This window comes from Rhizobium sp. BK602 (assembly GCF_014195095.1).
GTDB lineage: Bacteria > Pseudomonadota > Alphaproteobacteria > Rhizobiales > Rhizobiaceae > Rhizobium.
In genome coordinates, this window is record NZ_JACIBC010000009.1 from 60,759 (window position 1) to 82,675 (window position 21,917).

Consider the following 21,917-nt stretch of genomic DNA (forward strand, 5'->3'; position numbering starts at 1 on the left):
CTTACACTTTTCGGCATCGTGCTCGGACGTTTTCTTTATTCGGCTGCCGATCGCCGGTAGTGGCTGGGCGGCAGCTCATTGTATTTCGACCAGACGCGGCGCATATGCCGCGGCGAGGCGAAGCCGGATTTTTCCGCCACGCGCTCCATGTCCAGCCGCGAATTGGCGAGCACGTCGCGGGCGAGCGTGACGCGCATCAGATTGACATAGGCCGTCACCGACAATTCGGCATGTTCCTGAAACAGCCGGGAAATATGCCGCGCGCTCATCGCGCCGATGCCGGCAAGCTCGGACAGCGACCAGCTGTGAGCCGGATCGGCCATGATCGCATCTTGCACCCGGTGGATGGCGGGGTGGACATGGTTGCGGCCGCTGAGCCAGGGCGAAAGCTGCGGCTCGGCGCCGGTGCGGCGCATGTAGACGACCATGTGGCGGGCGATGGTCAGCGCCGTCATCGGCGAGGTGAGTTTCGAGGCGATATGCAGCATCAGGTCGGTACCGGTGGTGATGCCGGCGCTGGAATAGCGCTCGCGGTCCTCGACATAGAGCCGGTTGTCGAGCACCCTTGCGGTCGGGGCATAGTGCCGGACCTCCTCGAGGCAGGCGGCATGCGTGGTGCAGGCGTGACCGTCGAGCAGGCCGGCGCGGGCGGCGAGCACGGCGCCCGAGCAGATGGTGACGAGGGTGATGCCGGGTCGGATGGCCGCCTTCAGCCATGTGGTAAGAACATCCAGTTCCGGCTCGACGTCCTCGGCGTCGGATGGCGGCGTCACGCTGCCGGAGACGATGACATAAGCGCCATCGGGAAGATGATCCGGCAAGGGGGAGAGATCGGCAAGCATCAGCCCGACCGATGTCGTCTGGGACGGCCGGGCAGCGATGAAGCGATAGTCGAACAGGATGTCCTCCTGTTCGAGATTGGCGCGGCGCAGCACCTCCACCGGCCCGGCGACATCCATCAGCAGCGTGTAGGGCGGCAGGACGACATAGACCGGGATGATACGGCGATGGAGGTGTCTGTCGTCCTGGCTCATGCGGCGCTCCGGATCGTCGCGCCGGCAAGCGCGTCCTCGACCGTCGCGATGCGGGCGAAGCGGCCCGACAGCACCAGCTCCGTGCGCTTCTTGATGTCGTCGGCGCTGAAGATCGTGCCCGACGCATGCGTCATCGGGAAGGTCAGCGTCGCCTCGGTGACGTAATCGACATCGTAACCGAGATCGGAAGCATGGCGCGTCGTCGTCTCGCAGCACTGCTCGGTGCGGATGCCGGACACGATCAGCTTGCGGATGCCGTGTTCCACCAGCCAGACATCGAGGCCGGAGCCGACGAGCGCGGAATGGCGGTGCTTGTGGAAGACCGCATCGGCCTCCAGCGTGATTTCCTCGAGCTTGCGGACATAGCCGCTGGTCAGGCCGAAATGCGCATCGCCGTCCGCGACATGGAAGATCTGCACGACCGGAATGCCGCGCGCCTTGGCACCGTCGATCAGTGCCTGCAGGCGATCGGTGAAAGCCGGCAGGTCATCCGTTTGCCAGTAGGGGCGCTGGCGGAAGGATTCCTGCACATCGATGACCAAGAGGGCAGTATCGGCATGGGACATTTTCGTATCTCCTATGTTTGAAGCATAACCGAGATTAAAAGCTGATAGAAAGCCATGAAAGCCACGTGGCGGACAAAAAACGGACAAATCCGGACATAGACTGATGCGACGCATGGTGCGTTTTGTGGATGTCGACCGCCGCGGGCCGTTGCGCCATCGGTTGGGGGCGAATAAGCTTGCCCCGGTTTCGTCTCGAGCGGGACTCTCGTTTCGCTCCGCCCCTCATGTTCAAAACGATCCCGCCGGAAGGCCGTATCGCGACCTCCGCTCTGCGGCTGTCCGCTTCGGGATCATGCTCCAGGAGAAAAATCATGTTGCGCTTCGGAATTCTGTCGACGGCGAAGATCGGTCGCGAGCTGGTGGTACCCGCCATTCAGGATGCGGAAAATTGCGTGGTGACGGCGATCGCCAGCCGCGATCTGGCCCGCGCCCGGCAGATGGCCGATCGTTTCTCCGTGCCGCACGCCTTCGGCTCCTACGAGGAGATGCTGGCCTCCGACACGATCGATGCCGTCTATATTCCGCTGCCGACCTCGCAGCATGTCGAATGGACGATCAAGGCGGCCGATGCCGGCAAGCATGTGCTCTGCGAAAAGCCGATCGCGCTGAAGGCAGGGGAGATCGACGGCCTGATCGCCGCCCGCGACCGCAACAAGGTGCTGGTGAGCGAAGCCTATATGGTCACCTACGCGCCGGTCTGGCGCAAGGTGCGCTCGCTTGTGGCCGATGGCGCCATCGGCCGCCTGCGCCATATCCAGGGTGCCTTCACCTATTTCAACCGCGATGCCGGCAACATGCGCAATATCCCGGCGCTCGGCGGCGGCGGCCTGCCCGATATTGGCGTCTACCCGACGATATCAGCCCGTTTCGTCACCGGCCGCGAACCCCTGCGCATCCAGGCGGTCACCGAGCGCGACCCGGAATTCGGCACCGACATCTATTCCAGCGTCAAGGCCGACTTCGGCGATTTCGACATGAGCTTCTATATTTCGACGCAGCTCGCCAACCGCCAGGTCATGGTCTTCCACGGCACGGAAGGTTTCATCGAGGTGAAGTCGCCGTTCAATGCCGACCGTTACGGCGCCGAGGAGCTGGAGCTGACCAATCGCGGCCATTCGGAATCGCAGATCTTCCGCTTCCCCGACAGCCGGCAATACCGGCGCGAGGCGGAAGCCTTCGCATCGGCCGCGCTCGGCCAGGGCGCCGAGATCGTACCGCTCGAAAGCTCGAAGCTCAACCAGAAGGTCATCGACGCCATCTACCGCGCCAGCGAGAAGGAAGGCTGGGAACCGGTCTGAGGGGATTCCTTATTTTCTGACGATTTTCTGACGCAATTCCGGACGGAAAACCGCTGCACACTTTTCCTGGAATTGCTTCAAGAATTCTGCCGGTGGCGGAAGACGAAGCGTGAATAGCCGAAGAAGCTGAACGCCGTTGCCGCCGCCGATGCCAGCGTCAAAGCGATGATCGGCCGCAGGCTCGGCTCGGTCATCAGCAGCGAGCTGAACAGGGCGTAGTTCAGCAAGGCCGAGGTCAGGCCGACTGAACCGTAGCGGAAGCCCTCGGCTGCCAGCGAACGGTCAGACCGGCCGAAGGTGAAATTGCGGTTGAGGAACCATGTGGCGAGCAGCGCGCTTGGTATCGACACCGCCCGGCCGACGAAGGGGCCGAAGGGCGTGAACCAGAGCAGCAGATGCAGCACACCCGCATCGACCACGAAGCCGACGCCGCCGGCGATCAGGAAGCGAAGAAGCTTCTTCATGCGGCCTTCGCCCTTTTTCGCCGGCTTGCCGGCTTCTCGTGATCCGCCATGTAGACCGGCCGCTCGTCGCCGATCTGGCGGGCTGCCGGTTTGGCCAGGTTCATATAGTGGATGCGCAGCTGTTCGGCACGGGCGCGGGCGACCGAATCGAGGATCAGTCCGGCGGTAAACAGCATGAAGGAGATCATGAGCAGCGCCATCGACAGCACCCAGGTCGGCATGCGCAAGACCAGGCCGGTCTCGAAATATTCGAAGAAGACCGGGATCGAGAAGCCGATACTCATCTCCATGCAGACGGTGCCGAGAATGCCGAAGAAGGCGAAGGGCCGGGTTTCCTTCATCAGCATGGCGAACATCCAGAGGATTTTCCAGCCATCGCGGAAAGTCGACAGCTTGGAATGCGATCCTTCCGGCCGACGACCATAGTCGAGCTCCAGCTCGCTGACCGGCAGTTTCAGCCGCGAGGCATGCACCGACATTTCCGTCTCGATTTCGAAACCGCCGGAGACGGCCGGGAAGCTCTTGACGAAGCGGCGCGAGAAGGCGCGGTAGCCGGAGAAGATATCGGTGAAATCCGGGCCGAAGATGGTGCGATAGAGCCAGTTGAAGATGCGGTTGCCGAAGGCATGACCCTGGCGGCCGGCATCGCTATGGACGTTGCGGCGCGTGCCGACGACCATGTCCGAGCCCTCGCTCAGAAGCGTGCGGATCAGCTCCTCCGCGTCTTCGGGCGCATAGGTGCCGTCGCCATCGGCCATCAGATAGATGTCGGCGTCGATATCGGCGAACATGCGGCGTACCACATGCCCCTTGCCCTGCCGGCGCTCGCGCACCACGGTCGCGCCCGCCAGCATCGCATGCAGCGCGGTGCCGTCGGTGGAATTGTTGTCGTAGACGTAGATCACCGCCTGGGGCAGTGCCTTGCGAAAGCCGCGCACGACGTCGCCGATCGTGGCGGCCTCGTTGTAGCAGGGCAGGAGAACGGCGATGTTCAGCTTCTCGTTCCACATGGTCTCTGGCCGCTTCTTACGCGTGACTTTACTGGGTTCCAATGGACGGGAACTTACCCTGCCGCGCGTTAATAAGACCCTAGGGCTGTGGGCGAAAAATGGCCGATTGCGGGATCGGCGGGAACATTCTCGTGATATCGGCGGCCGCATCGCCCCGCTTTACGCTTTCTTGATCGCCAGCGGTTAGCGTGGCGCCCCGGATGTCCTTCGAACACGGGGTTTTATCGAGATGGCGCAGACGCTGGCAGTATCGCGCGGAGCGGCCGTTACGACGCGAGCGCAAGCACCGTCGCTCTGGTCGCGGCCGGTGCTCGTCGCGCTGATCTATGCCGTCTTCACCATCGTCGCGCTGCTGGTCTTCAATCGCCACGCCACCGACTATGTCGGTCCCGACAATGACGACATCATGCGTCTGGTCGAAGTGCGCGATCTCCTTGGCGGCCAGGGCTGGTTCGACATGATGCAATACCGCCTCGGCCTCGATGGCGGCACGCTGATGCACTGGTCGCGCTTCATCGACCTGCCGATCGCCGGCCTGATCGCCTTTTTCCGGCTGTTCCTTGCGCCGGAAAGCGCGGAAGCGGCCGCCTTGACCATCTGGCCGCTGATGCTCGTGCTGCCGCTGATGTTTTTCATGGGCCTTGCCGGCCGCCGGATCGCCGGCGTCGAGGGCATGCATTTCTCGCTGATCCTGACGACGCTCTTCGTGCTGACGTCCCGCCGTTTCCTGCCGGGCTCCATCGATCATGACAATGTCCAGCTCGGCCTGGTGGCGCTCTCCGTCGCGATGCTTTCCGACGAGAGCTACCGTCCGCGCAGTTTCGCCATCGCCGCCGTCGCTCTTGCCATCGCGCTCGGCATCGGCGCGGAAACCACGCCCTTCGTCGCCGTCGCCTGTATGGCGGTGGCCGGCCTCTGGGCCTGGGATGGCGAGGTCTTCGCGCCCGCCGCCCGCGCCTTCGCCCTGACGCTGACGATCGCCGTCAGCGCGGCCTTCCTCGCGCTGGTGCCGCCGCATCTCTATGCCACCGTCACCTGCGACAACCTCTCGCTTGGTTTTTACAGCATCATCAGCGTTGGCGGCGTGGGTCTGCTTCTGTCGGCGCTGTTTGCCAGCCGCCTGTCCATGCCCTGGCGCCTGACCGTGCTGGCAGCCAACGGCGTCGCCGTTTTCGCGACGGCTTTGGTGATCGCGCCGCAATGCCTGCGCAATCCGCTTGCCGATCTCGACCCGATGCTGGTGCAGCTCTGGCTGAACAAGGTGACCGAGGCGCAGTCGATTGTCTCGCTGGCGCAACATCAGCCGGAAACGCTCGGCGCCTTCTACGCCACGGGCCTGCTGGCGATCGTCCTGTGCATCGTCCGTATCCTGCGCGGCGATCGCGCCCGGCTGCATGCGGTTCTGCTGGCCTTGGTCGCCGTTAACTGGATCATCGCGCTGGTGCAGGTGCGCGGTGCCGAGTTCTCCAATCTGCTCGCCATCCCGCCGCTCGCCATCCTGCTGGCGGAGCTTCGCCGCATCTCCGCCGCCGATACCAGGAATATCCGCGCGGCGCTCACCTATGTCGTCGCGACGCTGCTTGCCGCGCCCGCCGTCTGGGCCGTCGGCGGCGCGCTCGCCAAGAATGGCATCGTCAACAGCTTTACCGCCGCTCCCGTCGCCGATGCGGACGAGGCTGGCGACTGCTATTCCAGGCAGGCATTGGCGCTCATCGCCGGCCTCGATCCCGGCGTCGTCGCCGCGCCGTCCAACATGGGCTCGCCCCTGCTGCGTTTCACGCCGCACCGCGCGCTGTCCGGACCCTATCACCGCGACCAGGGCGGCATGCTCACCGAGCTGCATATCGGCCTTGCCGAGCTGAAGGAGGCGGAAGCCTTCCTGCGCGGCGCGCATGTGACGCTGCTTGCCTTTTGCAAGAGCGATCCGCAGGTACGGCAGCTTTCGGAACTGAAGCCGGATGGGCTTTACGCCCAGCTCGGCCAGGGACATGTGCCGGCCTATCTTCAGCCGATCCCGGCGCCGGCGAAATCGGACGTGCAGTTCTTCCGGTTCATGCCGGCGGATTGAGCGCGCGGCTCAGGCCCGGCGCTGTTCCAGCACGTCGAGGGTGATGAGATAACTGATAAAGCCGAGATTGTAGCCGCCGAGTGCGATGAGCAATGTCATAAGCGGCGGGGGAGCCATGGAAAGGGCGACGGCGGCCATGAAGGCGATGCTGATCAGGGCGGCACCCAGGACCGAGCCGATCGCCGAGCGCTGCAGGCCGGCGGCAATTCCGATGATCGTGGCGGTTACGAATATCATCGCGCCACCTCCTCTTTACCAAAAACCAGTTTGCACAGAATTGCACGGGGATGGCTAAGAAAGGCTTTGGAGATAGGGTTAACGCTTGGTGAAGCCCGCCCCTTGCCGTCCATCCCGTCGATCCGCGAGGGAATGGCGGCACTTTCAATCTCCGCATTCGCCGCGACTTCGGATAAAAGAACCGCATGAGCAGTTTCTTTGAGAATGATTCGCCGTCGAATCTCGCGGAATATTCGGTCTCGGAATTGTCGGGATCGATCAAGCGCACCGTCGAGAGTGCGTTCGATCAGGTGCGCGTGCGCGGCGAAATCTCCGGCTATCGCGGGCCGCACTCCTCCGGCCACGCCTATTTCTCACTGAAGGACGACCGTGCCCGCATTGACGCGGTGATCTGGAAAGGCACATTTTCCAAGCTGAAATTCCGCCCCGAGGAGGGAATGGAGGTCATCGCCACCGGCAAGGTAACGACCTTCCCCGGCTCGTCGAAATACCAGATCGTCATCGAGACGCTGGAGCCGGCCGGCGCCGGCGCGCTGATGGCGCTGCTCGAGGAGCGCAAGCGCAAGCTCGGTGCCGAAGGCCTGTTTGATGCCGAGCGCAAGCGCCGGCTGCCCTTCCTGCCGAAGGTGATCGGCGTCGTCACCTCGCCGACCGGCGCGGTCATTCGCGATATCCTGCACCGCATCTCCGATCGCTTTCCCGTGCATGTGCTGGTCTGGCCGGTGAAGGTGCAGGGGGAGGGGTCGGGCGATGAGGTCGCCAACGCCATCCGCGGCTTCAACGAATTTGCGCCCGATGGCCCCATTCCGCGCCCGGACGTGCTGATCGTCGCCCGTGGCGGCGGCAGCCTGGAGGATCTCTGGAGCTTCAACGACGAGGCGGTGGTGCGCGCCGCCGCCGCCAGCGACATACCGCTGATCTCCGCCGTTGGCCACGAGACCGACTGGACGCTGATCGACCATGCCGCCGATGTCCGCGCGCCGACGCCGACCGGGGCCGCCGAAATGGCTGTGCCGGTCAGAGCCGAACTCGAAGCGCAGCTTGCAAGTCTCGCCGCCCGCCTGCAGGGCGGTGTCAGCAGGCAGATGGACCAGCGGCGGCAAGTGGTGCGGGCGCTCTTGCGCGCCTTGCCCTCGCTCGATCAGCTTCTGGCGCTGCCGCGCCGCCGTTTCGATGAGGCGGCGTCCGGCCTCGGTCGCGGGCTCGAGCTGAACACGCTGAACAAGCGCCGCACCTTCGAGCGTGCCGCCTCGCATCTGCGGCCCGATGTCCTGTCGAACCGTCTCCTGGAGCGGCGGCAGATGCTGAGCGAGCGGATGACCCGCGCCGAGCGCACCGTCGAGCGGATGATCGATCGTGCACGCGCCCGCATCGGCCGCGCCGACGCCGTTTTCGCGACGCTGCCCTCGCGGCTGGAAACGCAGACCGGCCGCGCCCGCGATCTGCTCGGCAATCTCTCCCGCCGCACCGATACGGCGATCCGCCATCAGCTCGTACGGGCGCGCGGCGAATTGGCGGCGCAGGAGCGGGTGCTGCAGTCGCTGTCCTACAAGAACGTGCTGAAGCGCGGCTACGCCGTCGTGCGCGACGAGGCCGACCGGCCGGTGTCGCTGGCCGCAGCCCTTGCAACCGGCGCGGCGATCTCGATCGAATTCGCCGACGGCCGCGTCGGTGCGGTCACCGGAGACAATCCTGTGGCACCGGCTCCCACGGAACCGCCGACCGGCGCGCCGCCGCAAAAGAAGCGCGTCGCGAAACCGGCGGGTCCCGCCGATCCGCCGAAGCAGGGCAGCCTGTTCTGAGGTGTATGAAAAGGGTGGTCTCTCGTCTTGCGGAGCCGCCCCCTCATCCGCCCTGTCAGGCACCTTCTCCCCGCGGGGGATAAGAGGGATTCAGACACGCTATGCTCAGCAAAAGAGCCCCGCTGAAAGATGAGGCAACTTAGAGCGATTCCAGGAAAAGTGCGCAGCGGTTTTCCGTCCGGAATTGCGTGAAAACAAAAAGATAGAGCAGTTCAGCGATTCCGTGAATTGCTGAACTGCTCTAATATCGCTTCAAACTAGCTGAACGTTTGCCGCTAAAAAAGCGGCACCTCCCTTCTCCCCTCGGGGAGAAAGTGGCCCGAAGGGTCGGATGCGGGGGCTTGCGGGGCAGCAATATTCAGGCCGAGGCCCTTACCTTATGCCCACTCGCCCTTGCGCATGACCGGAACGCGCGAACCGTCGGCATTGATGCCGTCGATATCGACCTTGTCGGAGCCGATCATCCAGTCGATGTGGATCAGGCTGGAATTGCCGCCCTGTGCCTTGATCTGCTCCTGGCTGAGTGATGCGCCGTCGATGAAGCACTTGGAATAGCACTGGCCGAGGGCGATGTGGCAGGAGGCGTTTTCGTCAAAGAGCGTATTGTAGAACAGGATGCCGCTCGCCGAGATCGGCGAGGAATGCGGCACCAGTGCCACTTCGCCGAGCCGGCGCGCGCCTTCGTCGGTGTCGAGCACCTTGTTCAGCACTTCTTCGCCGCGCGTCGCCTTGGCCTCGACGATGCGGCCGCCTTCGAAGCGCACCTGGATATTGTCGATCAGCGTGCCCTGATGCGACAGCGGCTTGGTCGAGGAGACATGGCCTTCGACGCGCAGCGCATGCGGCGTGGTGAAGACCTCTTCCGTCGGAATGTTCGGATTGCAGGTGATGCCGTTCTTGGCTGTGGAAGCGCCACCATGCCATTCATGGCCGTCGGCGAGGCCGACCGTCAGGTCCGTGCCCGGTCCCTGGAAATGCAGGGCGGCAAAGCGCTGGCCGTTCATCCAGGTCGAACGCTTGTGCAGATTGGCATTGTGCTCGGCCCAGGCGGCGATCGGATCTTCGACATCGACGCGCGACGCCGAGAAGATCGCCTTGGCGAGCTTGGCGACGGCGATCGCCTCCGGATCGTCGGGGAAGACCAGCTTTGCCCAGGAGGGGTTCGGGTAGGAGACGATGTTCCAGTTGATGTCGAAATTGGAGATCTTCTCCAGCGCCGGCTTGTAAGCGGCCGAATTGGCGCGGTTGGCGCGCGCCACCTTGGACGGGTCCTGGCCGGAGAGCAGCATTGGATTGTCGCCGGAAATGGCGAGCCGCGCGGTATTGTTGGCGAAGGCCTTGCCCATGCCGTCATAGAGCCAGCCCGCCGCGCGATCGAAGCTCTGGTCGTGGCCGTATTCGTAGCGGGCAAGCGTGGTCTCCTCGTCCGAGTAAAAAGTGGAGACGAGCCCCGCGCCGGCCTTGTAGGCCTCGCGCGTGATCAGCCGCACCAGCGGCATCGCCGCGACCGGTGCCGTCATCAGCAGATCCTGCCCGGCCTGCAGCTGCAGCCCGACCTTCACGGCCACTTCCGCCAGCTTCTCCAGCTTGGCGTGATCGACGGGATGATGGTTGGGAGAGGCTGATGTCATGGCGAAACCTGCTTGGCTGATATCGAAAGAATGGTCAGAAGACTTAGACCGGTTTGCGGCGAAATTGAAGGCGGTTTGTCCGATCGCGGCATGGCTCAGGCAATCAGCGGTGCAGCCTTGGCCTTCAGGACGGTCAAGGCATCCTGCGGGCTGAGCCGCACCTGCAGGCCGCGCTGGCCGCCATTGATATAGACGTAAGCCTCGGTCATCGCCTGCGCCTCGATTGCCGTCGGCACGCTCTTTTTCTGGCCGAAGGGGCTGATGCCGCCGACATGATAGCCCGTCAGCCGCTCGGCATCTGCGGGCTTCATCATGGCAGCCGATTTGCCGCCGAAAGCGGCGGCGAGCTTCTTCATGCTGACTTCGTGATTGGAAGGCACGACCACGCAAACCGGCTTGCCATCCACCTCCGCCATCAGCGTCTTCAGCACCCGATGCGGCTCCTCGCCGATGGCCTCCGCCGCCTGCATGCCGATGCGCTCGGCATTCGGATCGTAATCATAGGCGTGAACCGTGAAGGCGACCTTGGCCTGGGTCAGCACTTGCGTGGCGCGGGTGGTTTTGGACATGGCGCGATCTTCAGGCAGCCTTGCCGAATGCGGCCGCATAAATCTCCGGCTTGAACCCAACAAGCAACTTGCCGCCCGCTTCCAGTACCGGACGCTTGATCATCGAAGGCTGGGCCAGCATCAGGGCAATCGCCTTTTCCTTGGTGAGATCGGAACGGTCCGCCTCGGGCAGGGCCCTGAAGGTGGTGCCGGCGCGGTTGAGCACGATGTCCCAGCCGGCTTCGCTCGTCCAGCGCTCCAGATGATCCCGGTCGATGCCGACGGCCTTGTAGTCGTGGAAATCATAGGCGATGCCGTGGCTTTCCAGCCAGGTCCGGGCCTTCTTCATCGTGTCGCAATTCTTGATGCCGTAAATGGTGATCGTCATGTCAAACCCGTCTGTTGCTCTGTCTCAGTCTTCCAGTGTTCCCGGCTTGCGGCCGGCGGCACTCGGCCTGTCGCAGCCGATCTTCATCAGGTCGCCGCGGCGGCGGACCAGCCGGTCGGAGACGCGTGTGACGATGAGGCCGGCTTGCGGCGCATGAACGTCGATGCTGCCATCAGGCATGCCGGGCGCGGTGATGATCGTTGCCAGCAGATCGCCCTGTTCGACGCGCTCGCCGATATTGCGATGGAAAAGCACGGTACCGGCCTGCGGCGCGCGGATCATCTCGACATTGTCGAGCGGCACCGCCGGTCCGGTGAAAGCGGATAGGGTGACGCCGTCGTCCCTGACCGCGCCACGGGCGGCAAGGAAGCGCCAGAGCCCTTCGGCATCTTTCCTCGCCATTTCCGGATAGACATCGCGCGTGCCGCGCAGCTCGACGGTCACCGACAGCCTTCCTGATAGATGCGCCTTCTTCTCGCCGGGGACTTCATATTTCCAGGCAAAGCTGACCGCTTCCTCGAAGGCCGAGCTTTCGCCGTCCGACAACAGCACGGCATCCATGTCGAGCGCCGCCGCCAGATCGGCCGCCTCCGGCCAGAAGGCGTCGTCGATATAGGCATATTGCAGGGATTCGTCGTCGCAATGCAGGTCGATCACCAGATCCGCGCCGAGCGCCATATGGATGAGCTGTCGCTTCAGCCGGTCGACGGCGGAATAGCGCTCCAGGTTTGCGATCAGCAGATTTCGGTCGCGCAGCGAGATCAGCGGGAAGTCGCGGTTGAAGTTCGTGCGCGAGCCGAGGTCGAAACGGCCCTGCATCTCGCCGAAATGCGATTGCGCGGCACCGATCGGGTTGGCGTGCGGCACGACGGTGATATCGCTGAGAAGCGCGCCGTCCGCCTCGGCCTGCCGCAACCGTTCGCAGAGGAAATGGACAAGCGCCGTGCCCGGCAGCTCGCCGGCGTGGAGCGCGGCCTGGATATAGATTTTCGGGGCATCCGGCTTGCTGCCCTTGAAATGCAGCACCGGCAGCCGCCAGGAGATGCCCGCGCTATCGCCCTCGAGAACGATTTCGGTGATGTCCATGCGCCTGTCTCCTGCTTGCTTGTGATTGTCGCAGGTCCATACCAAGCCCCGATCGCTTCGCGCAATGATTATCAGGGATTATCGGGCGGCGGGATCAAAGGCTTCGGTTTGCCGAAGCCTTTGGCCCTAGCCGTTGCTGGTCCTACGCAGGCAGAGGCAGATTGCAAGGCCGAGCACGACTGCGCCGCCACCGAGGAGGAAAGGCGCGGTATAGCCGAAGTGATCGGCAAGCACGCCGGCGATCGGGCCGGTGCCGCCGAGCGCCACGTCGAGGAAGATCGAGTAGAGGCCAAGCGCCACGCCGCGGTTCTGTGGCGGAATGCGTGCCATCGCCTCGTTGCCAAGTGCGGGGAAGATCGGCGCGAAGCCGGCGCCGGCAAGGGCCGCGCCGATGATGGCGACGGTGGGCGTGGGGGCGAAGGCAATCGTCAGCAGGCCGACGATCTCCAGCACCAGCGAAATACGCGCCAGCGGCAGGCCGCCAAAGCGGGCGACGGCTTGCGCCAATCCAAGGCGGATGCCCATGAAGGCGAGGCCGAAGGCGCTCAAGGCCAGCGAAGCCCCGTCCCAATCGCGGTTATGGAAAAACAGGGCGACGAAGGCCATGACGACGCCGAAGCCGCTGGAGGCCAGTGCCAATGCCACGCCGTAAGGCAGGATGCGGCCGAGCACCTGGCCGGTGCCGATGCCCTTCTCCTTGATACCGGGCACGGGCGGCCGCGTTTGTGCCAGCATCAGGCCGGCAATCGCCAGGCCGATCGTCATCGCGCCGATGGCGAAGAAACCATATTGTCCGGTAAGCCAGGCGCCGAAGGGAGCTGCGAGCGCGATACCGCCATAGGTGGCGATGCCGTTCCACGAGATGATGCGCACGGTTTCGCGCGAACCCATCAGGCCGATCGCCCAGGTGATCGCCGCCGTGCTGACCAGGCTTTCGCCGATACCGAGCGCCAGGCGTCCGGCAAGCAACAACGACAGGCTCGCCGCCGGAATGTCCGTCACAAGCGCCGATGCCAGCGTCAGGGTGCCACAAAGTCCATAGGAGAAAAAGCCGAGGAAGACCGAACGGCGCGGCCCGTATTGGTCGCACAATCGGCCGACCTGCGCGCGGCTGACGATGGTCGCCACATATTGCGTGCTGATGGCAATACCGGCCCAGACGACGCCGAAACCGAGGCCGCTATCGACATGGGTCGGCAGCACGGCGAGCGGCAGACCGATGGCGAGATAGCCGAAGAAGGTCAGCGCGACGATGGAAACGAGGGTAAGAGCCGAATTCGACTGGATGGTTTGAGACGCAGTGTTCACGAGATATCGCCTGCGGGCACCGGCCAGGCGGTGTCCATGCTGTTTGCCACGACGGATCGGGGTTCATATCGGCTGGAAGGGGCCGGATAGAAATGGCAGCGATGCCACTCCCAACTGGTATCAGGCAAAAGCAGGCTCGGTCAATGGAAGTGCTGCTATGCAGCAAAGACCATTGACGCGGCCCGGCGATTGTGGGTGGCGGTTCACATCGTCAGCACGACGCTCGCCGTCGTCCGCCCCGCTTCCAGATCGGCATGCGCGACAGCGGCGTCCCTCAGCGCATATTCCGCGCCGATGGGGTTGGTGAGTCCGGCCTGCAGCTCTGCCATCAGCGCCTTGGCGCCGTGGCGGTAAAGTTCCGGATCGTTTGCATAGACAAGCACGCTCGGGCGGGAAAGGGCGATGGCGCGGGGCGCGGTCAACTCCTCGATCTGGATCGGTGGGATCGGGCCGGCCGGCTGGCCGAGGCTGGCGGCCATGCCGAAGGGGCGCACGGCGGCGAGCGTCTGCGACAGCATCGCGCCGCCGATACCGTCGATGGCGAGATGCACGCCCCGCCGGTCGGCGATGCGGCGGGTTTCCTCCACCCAGTCCTCGGAATTGTGCAGCAGCACCGCATCGGCGCCGGCTTCATAGGCAAATTCGGCCTTGGCCTCGGAGCCGACGGTGCCGATGACATTCGCGCCCAGGCGCTTCGCCCAGCGTGTGACGATCTGCCCGAGGCCGCCGGCGGCGGCATGCACCAGGATCCATTCGCCGGGCTGCACGGGATGAACCTTGTGAAGCAGCATATGGGCGGTCAGCCCGCGCAGCATGGTGCTGCCGGCAAGCCGCTCGCTGACGCCGTCGGGCAGCAGCACCAGCCGCGAGGCCGGCAGCGTGCGGACCTCGGCATAGCTTCCGAGCGGATGGCCGACATAGGCGACGCGGTCGCCGACCTTCAGCTCCTCGACGCCGGGGCCGATCGCTTCCACCACGCCTGCGCCCTCGAAGCCAAGAACGGTCTGGCCGGGCGACAGGGGATAGAGTCCCGAGCGGATATAGATATCGACGAAATTCACTCCTGAAATGCTTTGGCGGATGCGTGCCTGGCCTGGCCCCGGCTCGACGATCGGGAGTTCGACGAGCCTCATGGTTTCAGGGCTTCCGGGACTGGTGATGGCAATGGCGTGGGGCATGGGGCAGTCTCCTTTCAGACGCACTTTTTGAGCACAAAGGCGGGACTGAATAAATTCGGTATGAACTCACTGCTCCTGTGCAATAATGCACAGATGATCGATTGGCAGGACCTCCTCCATTTCGCCGCCCTGGCGCGCACCGGCTCGCTTTCGGCCGCCGCGCGCGAGCTCGGCGTCGACCACGCCACCGTGGGACGCCGCATCGCCGCGCTGGAGCGGGCGCTGGATCTGCGCCTCGTGGATCGCCGGCCACGCACCTCGCCGCTGACGGCCGACGGCCGGGCGATCGCCGAGCTGGTGGCGGGCATGGAGGAGAATGTCGAGGCGATCAGGCGTTATTCGAAAAGCGCGGTCGCCGGGCTCTCGGCCGCCGTCAAGATCAGCGCCCCTCCTTCCGTCGCCGCGCATCTCATCGCTCCGAAGGCGGTGGGTTTCCGCGCCGCGCATCCGGATATCATGCTCACCATCGCCGGTGTGACCAGGCGTTCCGCGCTGGATCACGGCGAGGCCGATATCGCCGTGCGCATGACGCGTCCCGAGGAGAGCGATCTTCTGGTGCGCCGTATCGGCGTCATGCGGTTCGGGCTCTATGCCACGGCCGAGATTGCGCAAACGCCGGAGGAGGACTGGGTCTTCATCGGCTATGACGCGGCGCTCGATCATCTGACCCAGCAGACCTGGTTGCGCAGTCTGCTGGCCGGCCGACCCATCGTGTTCCGCGCCGGCGATGTCTTCGGCCAGCTGGAAGCGGCTCGCGCCGGTCTCGGCGTGGTCGCTCTCCCGGCATTCCTCGGCGATGGCGAGGCGGAGCTCAAGCGCTTGCCGGTGGCCATCCCATCGCCCATGCGAGACCTGTGGCTGGTGACCTATCCCGACCTGCGCCGTTCGCCCGCCATCCGGGCGGTGATGGATTTCGTCAGCGAGACGATCGGCGCGAGCTGCCCGATCAGGGACCCCGACGGCGACGATTAAGGCGGCGGGCTTCGGTCGATTTTTCTGTTGCGGCCCGGCCGCGAATCTCTAGACATAAGTCAGTTGTGCGTTCCTGTGGTCGATGATCGATGGCGAAGCTGAACGGCTGGCCCGTGCTGAACAGAGCCGATGTGCTGGCAGGCATATCGGTGGCGGGCCTGATGCTGCCGGAAGCCGTTGCCTATGCCGGCATTGCCGGCCTGCCGCCGCATCGTGCCATCCTCGCCGGTATCGCCGGCTGTCTCGTCTATGCGATTTTCGGGCGCAGCCGCTTCGCGATCGTCTCGCCGACATCCTCCTCCGCCGCGATTCTGGCCGCGACGCTGGCGATTGTGCCAGGGGACGCCACCGTCAAGGCCGGCCTTGCGACCATCGCCGTCGCCCTCGCGGGCGTCCTGTTTCTCATCGCCGGCGCCCTGCGTCTCGGTGGCATCACTGGCTTCATCTCGCGGCCCGTGTTGCGCGGCTTCGCGCTGGGATTGGCGATCACCATCATTCTGCATCAATTGCCGATCCTGGTCGGCGCCCCCGTGCAGGGTTCCAACATCCTGACCTATGCCGCGGCATTGCTCGCGGCCATCCCGCACTGGAATCCGGTGAGCGTCGCCATCGGTGTGGTGGCGCTCATGGCGTTGCTGCTGCTCAAACGGCTGCCGGGTATTCCCGGCGCTTTCCTGGTGTTGGCGGCGGGTATCCTCGCCTCCGTCGTGTTCGATCTCGAAAACCATGGCGTCAAGCTGGTGGGAGCCATCGAGATCCTGCCGCAATGGCCGTCGTTGCCCGATGCTGGATGGGCGGCCTATTCGCGGCTGGCGCAGTTCACCGTGCCGCTGGTGCTCATTCTCTTCGCCGAATCCTGGGGGACGATGCGGGCGCTGGCGCTGCGCTATGGTGATACCCTCGAGGTCAATCGCGAGCTGGGCGCACTCGGTTTCGCCAATATCGCCAGCGCCGTCGTGCAGGGCATGCCGGTCGGCGCCGGCTTTTCGGCGGGGTTCGCCAGCGAGGCGGCGGGCGCCAAGACGCGTGCCACCGCCGCCTTTGCCGCTATCGGCCTTGCCATCCTGATCGCCTGTGCCGGGCCGCTGGTGGCGCGATTGCCGGAACCGGTGCTGGCCGCCGTGGTGATCGCGGCGCTGACGCATGCGCTCGATCCCGGCCCCATCCTGCGGCTGAGGCGGCTGCACCGCGATTTCTACGTGGCGCTTGGCGCCACCGCCGGTGTGCTGTTCTTCGGTGTGCTGAATGGCATGCTGCTGGCGATCGCGCTGTCGCTGGCAGCCATGATGCATCGCTTGGCATCCCCCTATATCGCCCGCCTCGGACGGTTCGGGGCCGGACATGATTTCGTCGATGTCAGCCGTCACTCGGAGGCATCGGAAATCCCCGGCATTCTCATCTGGCGCCCCGGCGAGACGCTGTTCTTCGGCAATGCCGATACGATCTTTGGCGAAATCCTGTCCCGCAGCCGTGCCGAAGCCGGCCTGCGGGCCGTCGTTCTCAGCCTCGAGGAAAGCTCGGATCTCGACAGCACCGCGCTGGATGCGCTGATGGAATTCGACGGCGCCATGCGCGCCGCCGGTATTCGCCTGCAATTCGCCCGCGTCCATGACCGGGCCCGCGACCTGATGGCGACGGCCGGAGTCCCGGATCTGGACAGCCGTTGCAGCTTCAGCGTCGACGATGCCGTGGCGGCGGTAGAGGGCCGACCGGCCGCGTGAGCGAATGCGCTCAGTCCGATAGCCGCCAATAGCAGAGATGATCGTGCCGGCTCAGTCCCTGCAGGCTGTTGATCAGCACGAAATCGCGCACGGTCCACGTGATCGGCGTTTCGAGCATCACCTCCGGAATGAGATGGCCGCGATAGAGCAGGGTCATATGCGGCTCGAACGGCCGCCCTTTATGCCGGGCAAAGCCGGTGAGCTGCATGGCGTCGTCCAGCTCCCGGTAAAGTGCCCGCATCTCCGCATTGCCGTCCTTGTTCCAGAGGACGAGCGGGCGGTTGTCGCCGCCGCCGAAGCTGACCGCCCGGTCGAAAACGGCCTGGAATGACCGCATTCTCACGGTCGAGGCCGCTTGCATTGCCGCGAATGCCGCCTCTTCCGGCAGGCCGTGAAAGGAGCCGACCTCATAGAGCGAGATATGAGACAGATCGGCGCGTCTTGGCTTCGCCCCAAAGCCGTACTGGCGGCGAAAATCACCGGCAAGTTCGAGGCTCCGCGCCGCGATTTCCGGATCGGGAAGGATGGCGAAGTAAAGAGCATCCACATGTGCCGGCGCGGTTCCGGATCGCCTGCTCTCTGGCTGGCCGAGATTGAGCGAAAGTTGTCCGTTGTTCTTCATGAAACCGCATCAGGACCAACCGGCCTGCTTCATCCTGTCTCTGTCACTGCCGGACATCCTAGAAGCACCGGCTTGCGAGATCAAGAACAAATAAAGAACAAAATGCTCGACAACGGCGGTAGTCGATATTAGGCTGTGCATGAGCCTCATGACCGCAACATTGCCGCTTTCCCTGTTGTTCTTCGGGCGGCGAAATGCCGATAGCGGTCATGCCGCGCAAGAATCGGGTTGAACTCGACCCTTGGAAGCATGATTTTCGTGGCAAGTGGAAACATGGAGATTGAGCCATGAGCGATGCACGGCACTCTTATCTGGTCTTTGAAACCGCGGGTGGATTCTGCGGGATCGCCTGGAACGATATCGGCGTCACCCGCTTCCAGCTGCCGACGAAAAGCGCCGGCGCGACCGAGCGCCTGCTGCTGCAACGGCGGTCGGATGCCCGCCCCGGCACGCCGACGCCGGACGTGGTCGCGGCGATTGATGCGGTGAAACGTTACTTCGCCGGCGAAGAAGTCGATTTCTCCGGCGTTAAGCTGGATCTCGGCGAGCAGGATGCCTTCTTCAAACAGGTCTACGCCGCCGCCCGCCAGATTGGATGGGGCAGCACCACGACCTATGGCGCGCTGGCGAAGCAGCTCGGCGCGGGACCGGAAGCGGCGCGGGATGTCGGCCAGGCGATGGCGAAAAACCCCGTGGCGCTGATCATCCCCTGCCACCGGGTTCTCGCCGCCGGCGGCAAGATCGGCGGCTTCTCGGCGCCCGGCGGCTCCACCGCCAAGGCCCGGATGCTGGAGTTGGAGGGTGTCCAGCTCGCGCCGCCGAAGCCGGTGCAGCAATCGCTGGGATTTTAAGCGGTGGTTGAGGCGGACTGCTCGTTGCCGCTCAGGGTCTTTCGATCCAGCGGCTGTCCAGCGAGCGGAACAGCGCCGCGATCCAGTCGATGAAAACGCGGACCTGTGGTGCGAGATGCTCGCGGTTGGGATACATGATGGATAGGGGCAGGCGAAACGCTTGGCTATCCGGCAGTACCTGCACCAGCCGGCCGGCCTCCAGATGCTCGGCAACGCTCGTCCCCGCCACCTGGATGAGGCCGTAGCCGGCAAGCGCGCAGGCAATGAATGCCTCGGTGTCGTTGACCAGGATGGCGGGCGGCATCTTGACGGTATGGTGCCGTCCGTTTTCCGGCATCTGCCATTCCATGATGCGCCGTCCGCGTCCCGAGAAATACAGGACCGCCCGGTGAGCGGCGAGATCCTCGATCGATTGCGGCGTTCCGTGCTCGGTGAGGTAGCCGGGCGAAGCGCATATGACCATCCTCGCATGGGCAATGAGGCGGCTGACCATGCTGCCGGCCGGAAGGCTCCCAAGCCGCAGCACGCAGTCGATTCCCTCGGCGATCAGATCCGCCGGCTGATCGCTGACGCCGAGGATCAGCTCTATGCCGGGATAACGGCGGCTGAACTCCGGCAGGCGGGGAATGATCAGCGGTTTTGCAAGCGCGACCGGAATGTCGATGCGCAGCCGCCCGCGTGGCGTATCGGCCGATCCTCCGAAGAGATTTCGGACATCGGAGACATCGGCGAGAAGCCGCACCGCCCGCTCATGGAAAAGCTCGCCTTCCCCCGTCAGGCTGATGCGTCTGGTCGTACGATGCAGCAGGCGCGCGCCGACCATGCCTTCGAGGCCGCGGACCGCATTGGTAACGCCTGGGCGGGCCATCCGAAGAGCCTCGGCGGCGCGCGCAAAGCTGCCATTGTCGACCACAGCCACGAAGATCCTCAGTTGCTGGACGAAATCCATCCGGTTCTTTCCCATTCCCTGCCGTGCCGATCCTATCATTATTATCGATATTGATAACAATGTAAGCAAAATTCCGAATCTTCCCGGTAACGGAGCGGCGGTCTAGCTTCTGCCCGAAAACGCTGATTGGCGGGCCTTGCCGATACATCTGGTTCTTCGATGAGCAGGCAAGCCGATCACTGCCAGGAAAGGAAATTCCATGCCCCGTATCGTCCGCTTCCATGACTATGGCGACGCAGACGTCCTCAGGATCGAGGAGCTGCCGGTTGCGGCTCCCGCTGCCGACGAAGTCCAGATTTCTGTACGCAGCATCGGCCTGAATCGCGCCGAAACCATGTTCCGCCGCAACGCCTATCTGCAGGAGGCGGTGTTTCCGAGCCAATTGGGCTATGAGGCCGCCGGCATCGTCGCAGCCGTTGGCGCCGGCGTGACCGATTTCAAACCCGGCGACGCGGTGAGCGTGATCCCGACACTGGATATGGCGCGCTGGGGCACCTATGGCGAACGCATCAATATCCCCGCCCGGCATGTGGTCAGGCACCCGGCCAATGTATCCTTCGAGGAGGCTGCCGCCGCGTGGATGCAATATATCACCGCGTGGGGTGCCCTGATCGAGCAGGCGAAATTGTCGGCCGGCGATTTCGTGATCGTCACGGCGGCGTCGAGCAGCGTCGGCATTGCCGCCTTCGAGATCGCGCGGGCCGTCGGCGCGACGGTGATCGCGACGACCCGCACCAGCGCCAAGCGGCAGGCCCTTCTCGATGCGGGTGCCCATCATGTCATCGCCACATCCGAAGAGGATCTGGTCGCCAGGGTGATGGACATCACCGCCGGCGCCGGCGCCCGCGTGGTCTTCGATCCGGTCGGCGGGCCGTCCTTCGAACCGCTGACGAGCAGCATGGCCCGAGGCGGCATCCTGATCGAATATGGCGCCTTGAGCAGCGAGCCCACGCCTTTTCCGCTCTTCACCGTGCTCGGCAGGAGCCTGACGCTCAAGGGCTATCTTTACACCGAAGTCATCGCGGACGACGCTATTCTCGATCGTGCGAAGGCGTTCATCACCGCCGGTCTCGCATCGGGCCAGCTCAAGCCGCTGATCGCAAGGGTGTTCCCCTTCGAGCAGATCCGGGAGGCGACGCGGTTTCTGGAGTCGAACGAGCAGATCGGCAAGATCGTCGTCAACCTCTGAATTCTCCGGGAACGGGCGTTCCCTGGGCAGGGGGGAGATCCTAACGCTCGGGCCGCGCCCGTTCGATGCCGGCGATGGCGGCGATCTCCTCGGCGAGGAAATCGACCAGCAGCCTGACCCTGGCAATTCCCGTGCGCTCGGGAACGATCAGCATGTTGAGGGGCACGGGCGGCAGTCTGTAGTCGGGTAGAATTTCCACCAGCCCGCCCGTCGCCAACAGATCGTCGATGAGCCAGTGATGGGCGGGGGCGATGCCGCGCCCCGCGGCGAGGGCTTCGCGGGCCGCCAGCCCGTGATCGACGCGCAGCCGCCCGCCGAAGGATACCGCATGGCGCTCGCCGTCCGGCCCGTCGAGAACCAGATTGTCGCTGCCTGCAATGTTCGACATGCGGATGTTCTCGTGGCCGGCCAGATCCCGCGGAACGACAGGCGTTCCGCGCGCCGCCAGATAGGCCGGGGCTGCCACCAGCACGCGCCGGCTTTGGCCGAGGGCGCGCAGTTTCATCGAGCTGTCGGTGAGCGGCCCCAGGCGCAGCGCGATATCGACGCCCTCTGCCACGAGGTCGATGCGCTCGTCGGTGAGGCTGAGATCGATGCCGATCTCGGGATAGCGGTCCTGAAACGAAAAGATCAGCCGGCTGACATGCCGGACGCCGAAGGCGGCCGTGCAGGAGATGCGGATCGTGCCGGCAGGCGCCCCGCGCGTGCTGCGCGCCTCGTCGCCGGCCTGCTCGACCAGACGCAGGATCTGGATACTGTCGGCATAGTAGCGGCTGCCCTCATCGGTCATGGTGACGCGCCGGGTGGTGCGCGACAGCAGGGGGACGCCGATGGCTTCCTCCAGTTCCCGCAGATGCCGCGTCACCGTCGACTGGCCGATCCCCAGTTCGCGCGCCACCGCCGACAGGCTGCCGCGCTCCGCCACACGGACGAAAGTTCGCATTCGTTCGAGCGTGACTTCGGATTTATCCATTTTTCGGCATGATCTTATACAT

Annotated in this window: 21 protein-coding genes; 7 read left to right on the top strand and 14 right to left on the bottom strand. The window is 64.5% G+C overall.

Annotated features, from left to right (window positions below):
- Nucleotides 1–35: 35 nt before the first annotated feature.
- Nucleotides 36–1,034 (bottom strand): helix-turn-helix domain-containing protein, encoded by a 999-nt coding sequence (locus FHX11_RS25125; RefSeq protein WP_184362532.1) that lies wholly within the window; start codon nucleotides 1,032–1,034, stop codon nucleotides 36–38.
- The gene (locus FHX11_RS25130; RefSeq protein ID WP_184362535.1) at nucleotides 1,031–1,600 is read right to left on the bottom strand and encodes an isochorismatase family protein; all 570 of its coding nucleotides are present in this window, start codon (nucleotides 1,598–1,600) and stop codon (nucleotides 1,031–1,033) included. The genes FHX11_RS25125 and FHX11_RS25130 overlap by 4 nt, the downstream gene beginning before the upstream one ends.
- Nucleotides 1,601–1,911: 311 nt before the next feature.
- On the opposite strand from FHX11_RS25130, the gene FHX11_RS25135 reads away from it, so the two are divergent.
- Nucleotides 1,912–2,898 carry a Gfo/Idh/MocA family oxidoreductase gene (locus FHX11_RS25135; RefSeq protein ID WP_184362538.1) on the top strand — a complete coding sequence of 329 codons (987 nt, stop codon included), beginning with the start codon at nucleotides 1,912–1,914 and terminating at the stop codon, nucleotides 2,896–2,898.
- 77 nt (nucleotides 2,899–2,975) lie between these two features.
- On the opposite strand, the gene FHX11_RS25140 is transcribed toward FHX11_RS25135, so the two are convergent.
- Nucleotides 2,976–3,362: a GtrA family protein gene (locus FHX11_RS25140; protein WP_184362541.1), complete on the bottom strand. Its 387-nt coding sequence runs from the start codon at nucleotides 3,360–3,362 to the stop codon at nucleotides 2,976–2,978.
- Nucleotides 3,359–4,372 (bottom strand): glycosyltransferase, encoded by a 1,014-nt coding sequence (locus tag FHX11_RS25145; protein ID WP_184362544.1) that lies wholly within the window; start codon nucleotides 4,370–4,372, stop codon nucleotides 3,359–3,361. Before FHX11_RS25145 ends, FHX11_RS25140 begins: the two co-directional genes overlap by 4 nt.
- Nucleotides 4,373–4,601: 229 nt before the next feature.
- Here FHX11_RS25145 and FHX11_RS25150 point away from each other — a divergent pair, with 229 nt between their 5' ends.
- Nucleotides 4,602–6,440, top strand: a complete 1,839-nt coding sequence (locus FHX11_RS25150) for a hypothetical protein (protein ID WP_184362546.1) — start codon at nucleotides 4,602–4,604, stop codon at nucleotides 6,438–6,440.
- 9 nt (nucleotides 6,441–6,449) lie between these two features.
- Here the strand turns inward: FHX11_RS25150 and FHX11_RS25155 are convergent, their stop codons facing one another.
- Nucleotides 6,450–6,677: a homogentisate export protein gene (locus FHX11_RS25155; protein ID WP_184362548.1), complete on the bottom strand. Its 228-nt coding sequence runs from the start codon at nucleotides 6,675–6,677 to the stop codon at nucleotides 6,450–6,452.
- A gap of 185 nt (nucleotides 6,678–6,862) precedes the next feature.
- Here FHX11_RS25155 and xseA point away from each other — a divergent pair, with 185 nt between their 5' ends.
- Nucleotides 6,863–8,479 (top strand): exodeoxyribonuclease VII large subunit, encoded by a 1,617-nt coding sequence (xseA, locus tag FHX11_RS25160; RefSeq protein WP_184362550.1) that lies wholly within the window; start codon nucleotides 6,863–6,865, stop codon nucleotides 8,477–8,479.
- Between the two features lie 377 nt (nucleotides 8,480–8,856).
- Here the strand turns inward: xseA and FHX11_RS25165 are convergent, their stop codons facing one another.
- The 6 genes from FHX11_RS25165 to FHX11_RS25190 all read right to left on the bottom strand — a co-directional run bounded on the left by FHX11_RS25165 (nucleotide 8,857) and on the right by FHX11_RS25190 (nucleotide 14,618).
- Nucleotides 8,857–10,110 (bottom strand): aminopeptidase, encoded by a 1,254-nt coding sequence (locus FHX11_RS25165; RefSeq protein ID WP_184362552.1) that lies wholly within the window; start codon nucleotides 10,108–10,110, stop codon nucleotides 8,857–8,859.
- A 95-nt stretch (nucleotides 10,111–10,205) separates the two neighbouring features.
- Nucleotides 10,206–10,679 (bottom strand): Cys-tRNA(Pro) deacylase, encoded by a 474-nt coding sequence (gene ybaK / locus FHX11_RS25170; RefSeq protein ID WP_184362554.1) that lies wholly within the window; start codon nucleotides 10,677–10,679, stop codon nucleotides 10,206–10,208.
- A gap of 10 nt (nucleotides 10,680–10,689) precedes the next feature.
- Entirely contained in the window at nucleotides 10,690–11,046 is a 357-nt protein-coding gene (locus FHX11_RS25175) for an ArsC family reductase (RefSeq protein ID WP_184362555.1), read from the bottom strand.
- Between the two features lie 24 nt (nucleotides 11,047–11,070).
- Nucleotides 11,071–12,132 carry a succinylglutamate desuccinylase/aspartoacylase family protein gene (locus FHX11_RS25180; protein ID WP_184362558.1) on the bottom strand — a complete coding sequence of 354 codons (1,062 nt, stop codon included), beginning with the start codon at nucleotides 12,130–12,132 and terminating at the stop codon, nucleotides 11,071–11,073.
- A 126-nt stretch (nucleotides 12,133–12,258) separates the two neighbouring features.
- A complete protein-coding gene (locus FHX11_RS25185; protein WP_184362561.1) occupies nucleotides 12,259–13,440 on the bottom strand; it encodes an MFS transporter in 1,182 nt (393 codons plus the stop codon).
- A 203-nt stretch (nucleotides 13,441–13,643) separates the two neighbouring features.
- Nucleotides 13,644–14,618: a quinone oxidoreductase gene (locus FHX11_RS25190; protein ID WP_184362564.1), complete on the bottom strand. Its 975-nt coding sequence runs from the start codon at nucleotides 14,616–14,618 to the stop codon at nucleotides 13,644–13,646.
- 60 nt (nucleotides 14,619–14,678) lie between these two features.
- On the opposite strand from FHX11_RS25190, the gene FHX11_RS25195 reads away from it, so the two are divergent.
- Nucleotides 14,679–15,590 (top strand): LysR family transcriptional regulator, encoded by a 912-nt coding sequence (locus FHX11_RS25195; RefSeq protein ID WP_246781140.1) that lies wholly within the window; start codon nucleotides 14,679–14,681, stop codon nucleotides 15,588–15,590.
- An 89-nt stretch (nucleotides 15,591–15,679) separates the two neighbouring features.
- The gene (locus FHX11_RS25200) at nucleotides 15,680–17,311 is read left to right on the top strand and encodes a SulP family inorganic anion transporter (RefSeq protein ID WP_184362566.1); all 1,632 of its coding nucleotides are present in this window, start codon (nucleotides 15,680–15,682) and stop codon (nucleotides 17,309–17,311) included.
- Nucleotides 17,312–17,321: 10 nt separating this feature from the next.
- On the opposite strand, the gene FHX11_RS25205 is transcribed toward FHX11_RS25200, so the two are convergent.
- A complete protein-coding gene (locus FHX11_RS25205; RefSeq protein ID WP_184362569.1) occupies nucleotides 17,322–17,933 on the bottom strand; it encodes a 2'-5' RNA ligase family protein in 612 nt (203 codons plus the stop codon).
- A gap of 287 nt (nucleotides 17,934–18,220) precedes the next feature.
- Between FHX11_RS25205 and FHX11_RS25210 the strand changes: the two genes are divergently transcribed.
- Complete coding sequence (locus tag FHX11_RS25210; RefSeq protein ID WP_184362572.1) at nucleotides 18,221–18,784, top strand: methylated-DNA--[protein]-cysteine S-methyltransferase; 564 nt, start codon at nucleotides 18,221–18,223, stop codon at nucleotides 18,782–18,784.
- A 31-nt stretch (nucleotides 18,785–18,815) separates the two neighbouring features.
- On the opposite strand, the gene FHX11_RS25215 is transcribed toward FHX11_RS25210, so the two are convergent.
- On the bottom strand, nucleotides 18,816–19,733 hold the full coding sequence (locus FHX11_RS25215) for a LysR family transcriptional regulator (protein WP_184362575.1): 918 nt from the start codon (nucleotides 19,731–19,733) through the stop codon (nucleotides 18,816–18,818).
- 199 nt (nucleotides 19,734–19,932) lie between these two features.
- Between FHX11_RS25215 and FHX11_RS25220 the strand changes: the two genes are divergently transcribed.
- Nucleotides 19,933–20,922: a zinc-dependent alcohol dehydrogenase family protein gene (locus tag FHX11_RS25220; RefSeq protein WP_184362577.1), complete on the top strand. Its 990-nt coding sequence runs from the start codon at nucleotides 19,933–19,935 to the stop codon at nucleotides 20,920–20,922.
- Between the two features lie 40 nt (nucleotides 20,923–20,962).
- Here FHX11_RS25220 and FHX11_RS25225 read toward each other — a convergent pair whose 3' ends face one another.
- Nucleotides 20,963–21,895: a LysR family transcriptional regulator gene (locus FHX11_RS25225; RefSeq protein WP_184362580.1), complete on the bottom strand. Its 933-nt coding sequence runs from the start codon at nucleotides 21,893–21,895 to the stop codon at nucleotides 20,963–20,965.
- Nucleotides 21,896–21,917 lie beyond the last annotated feature (22 nt).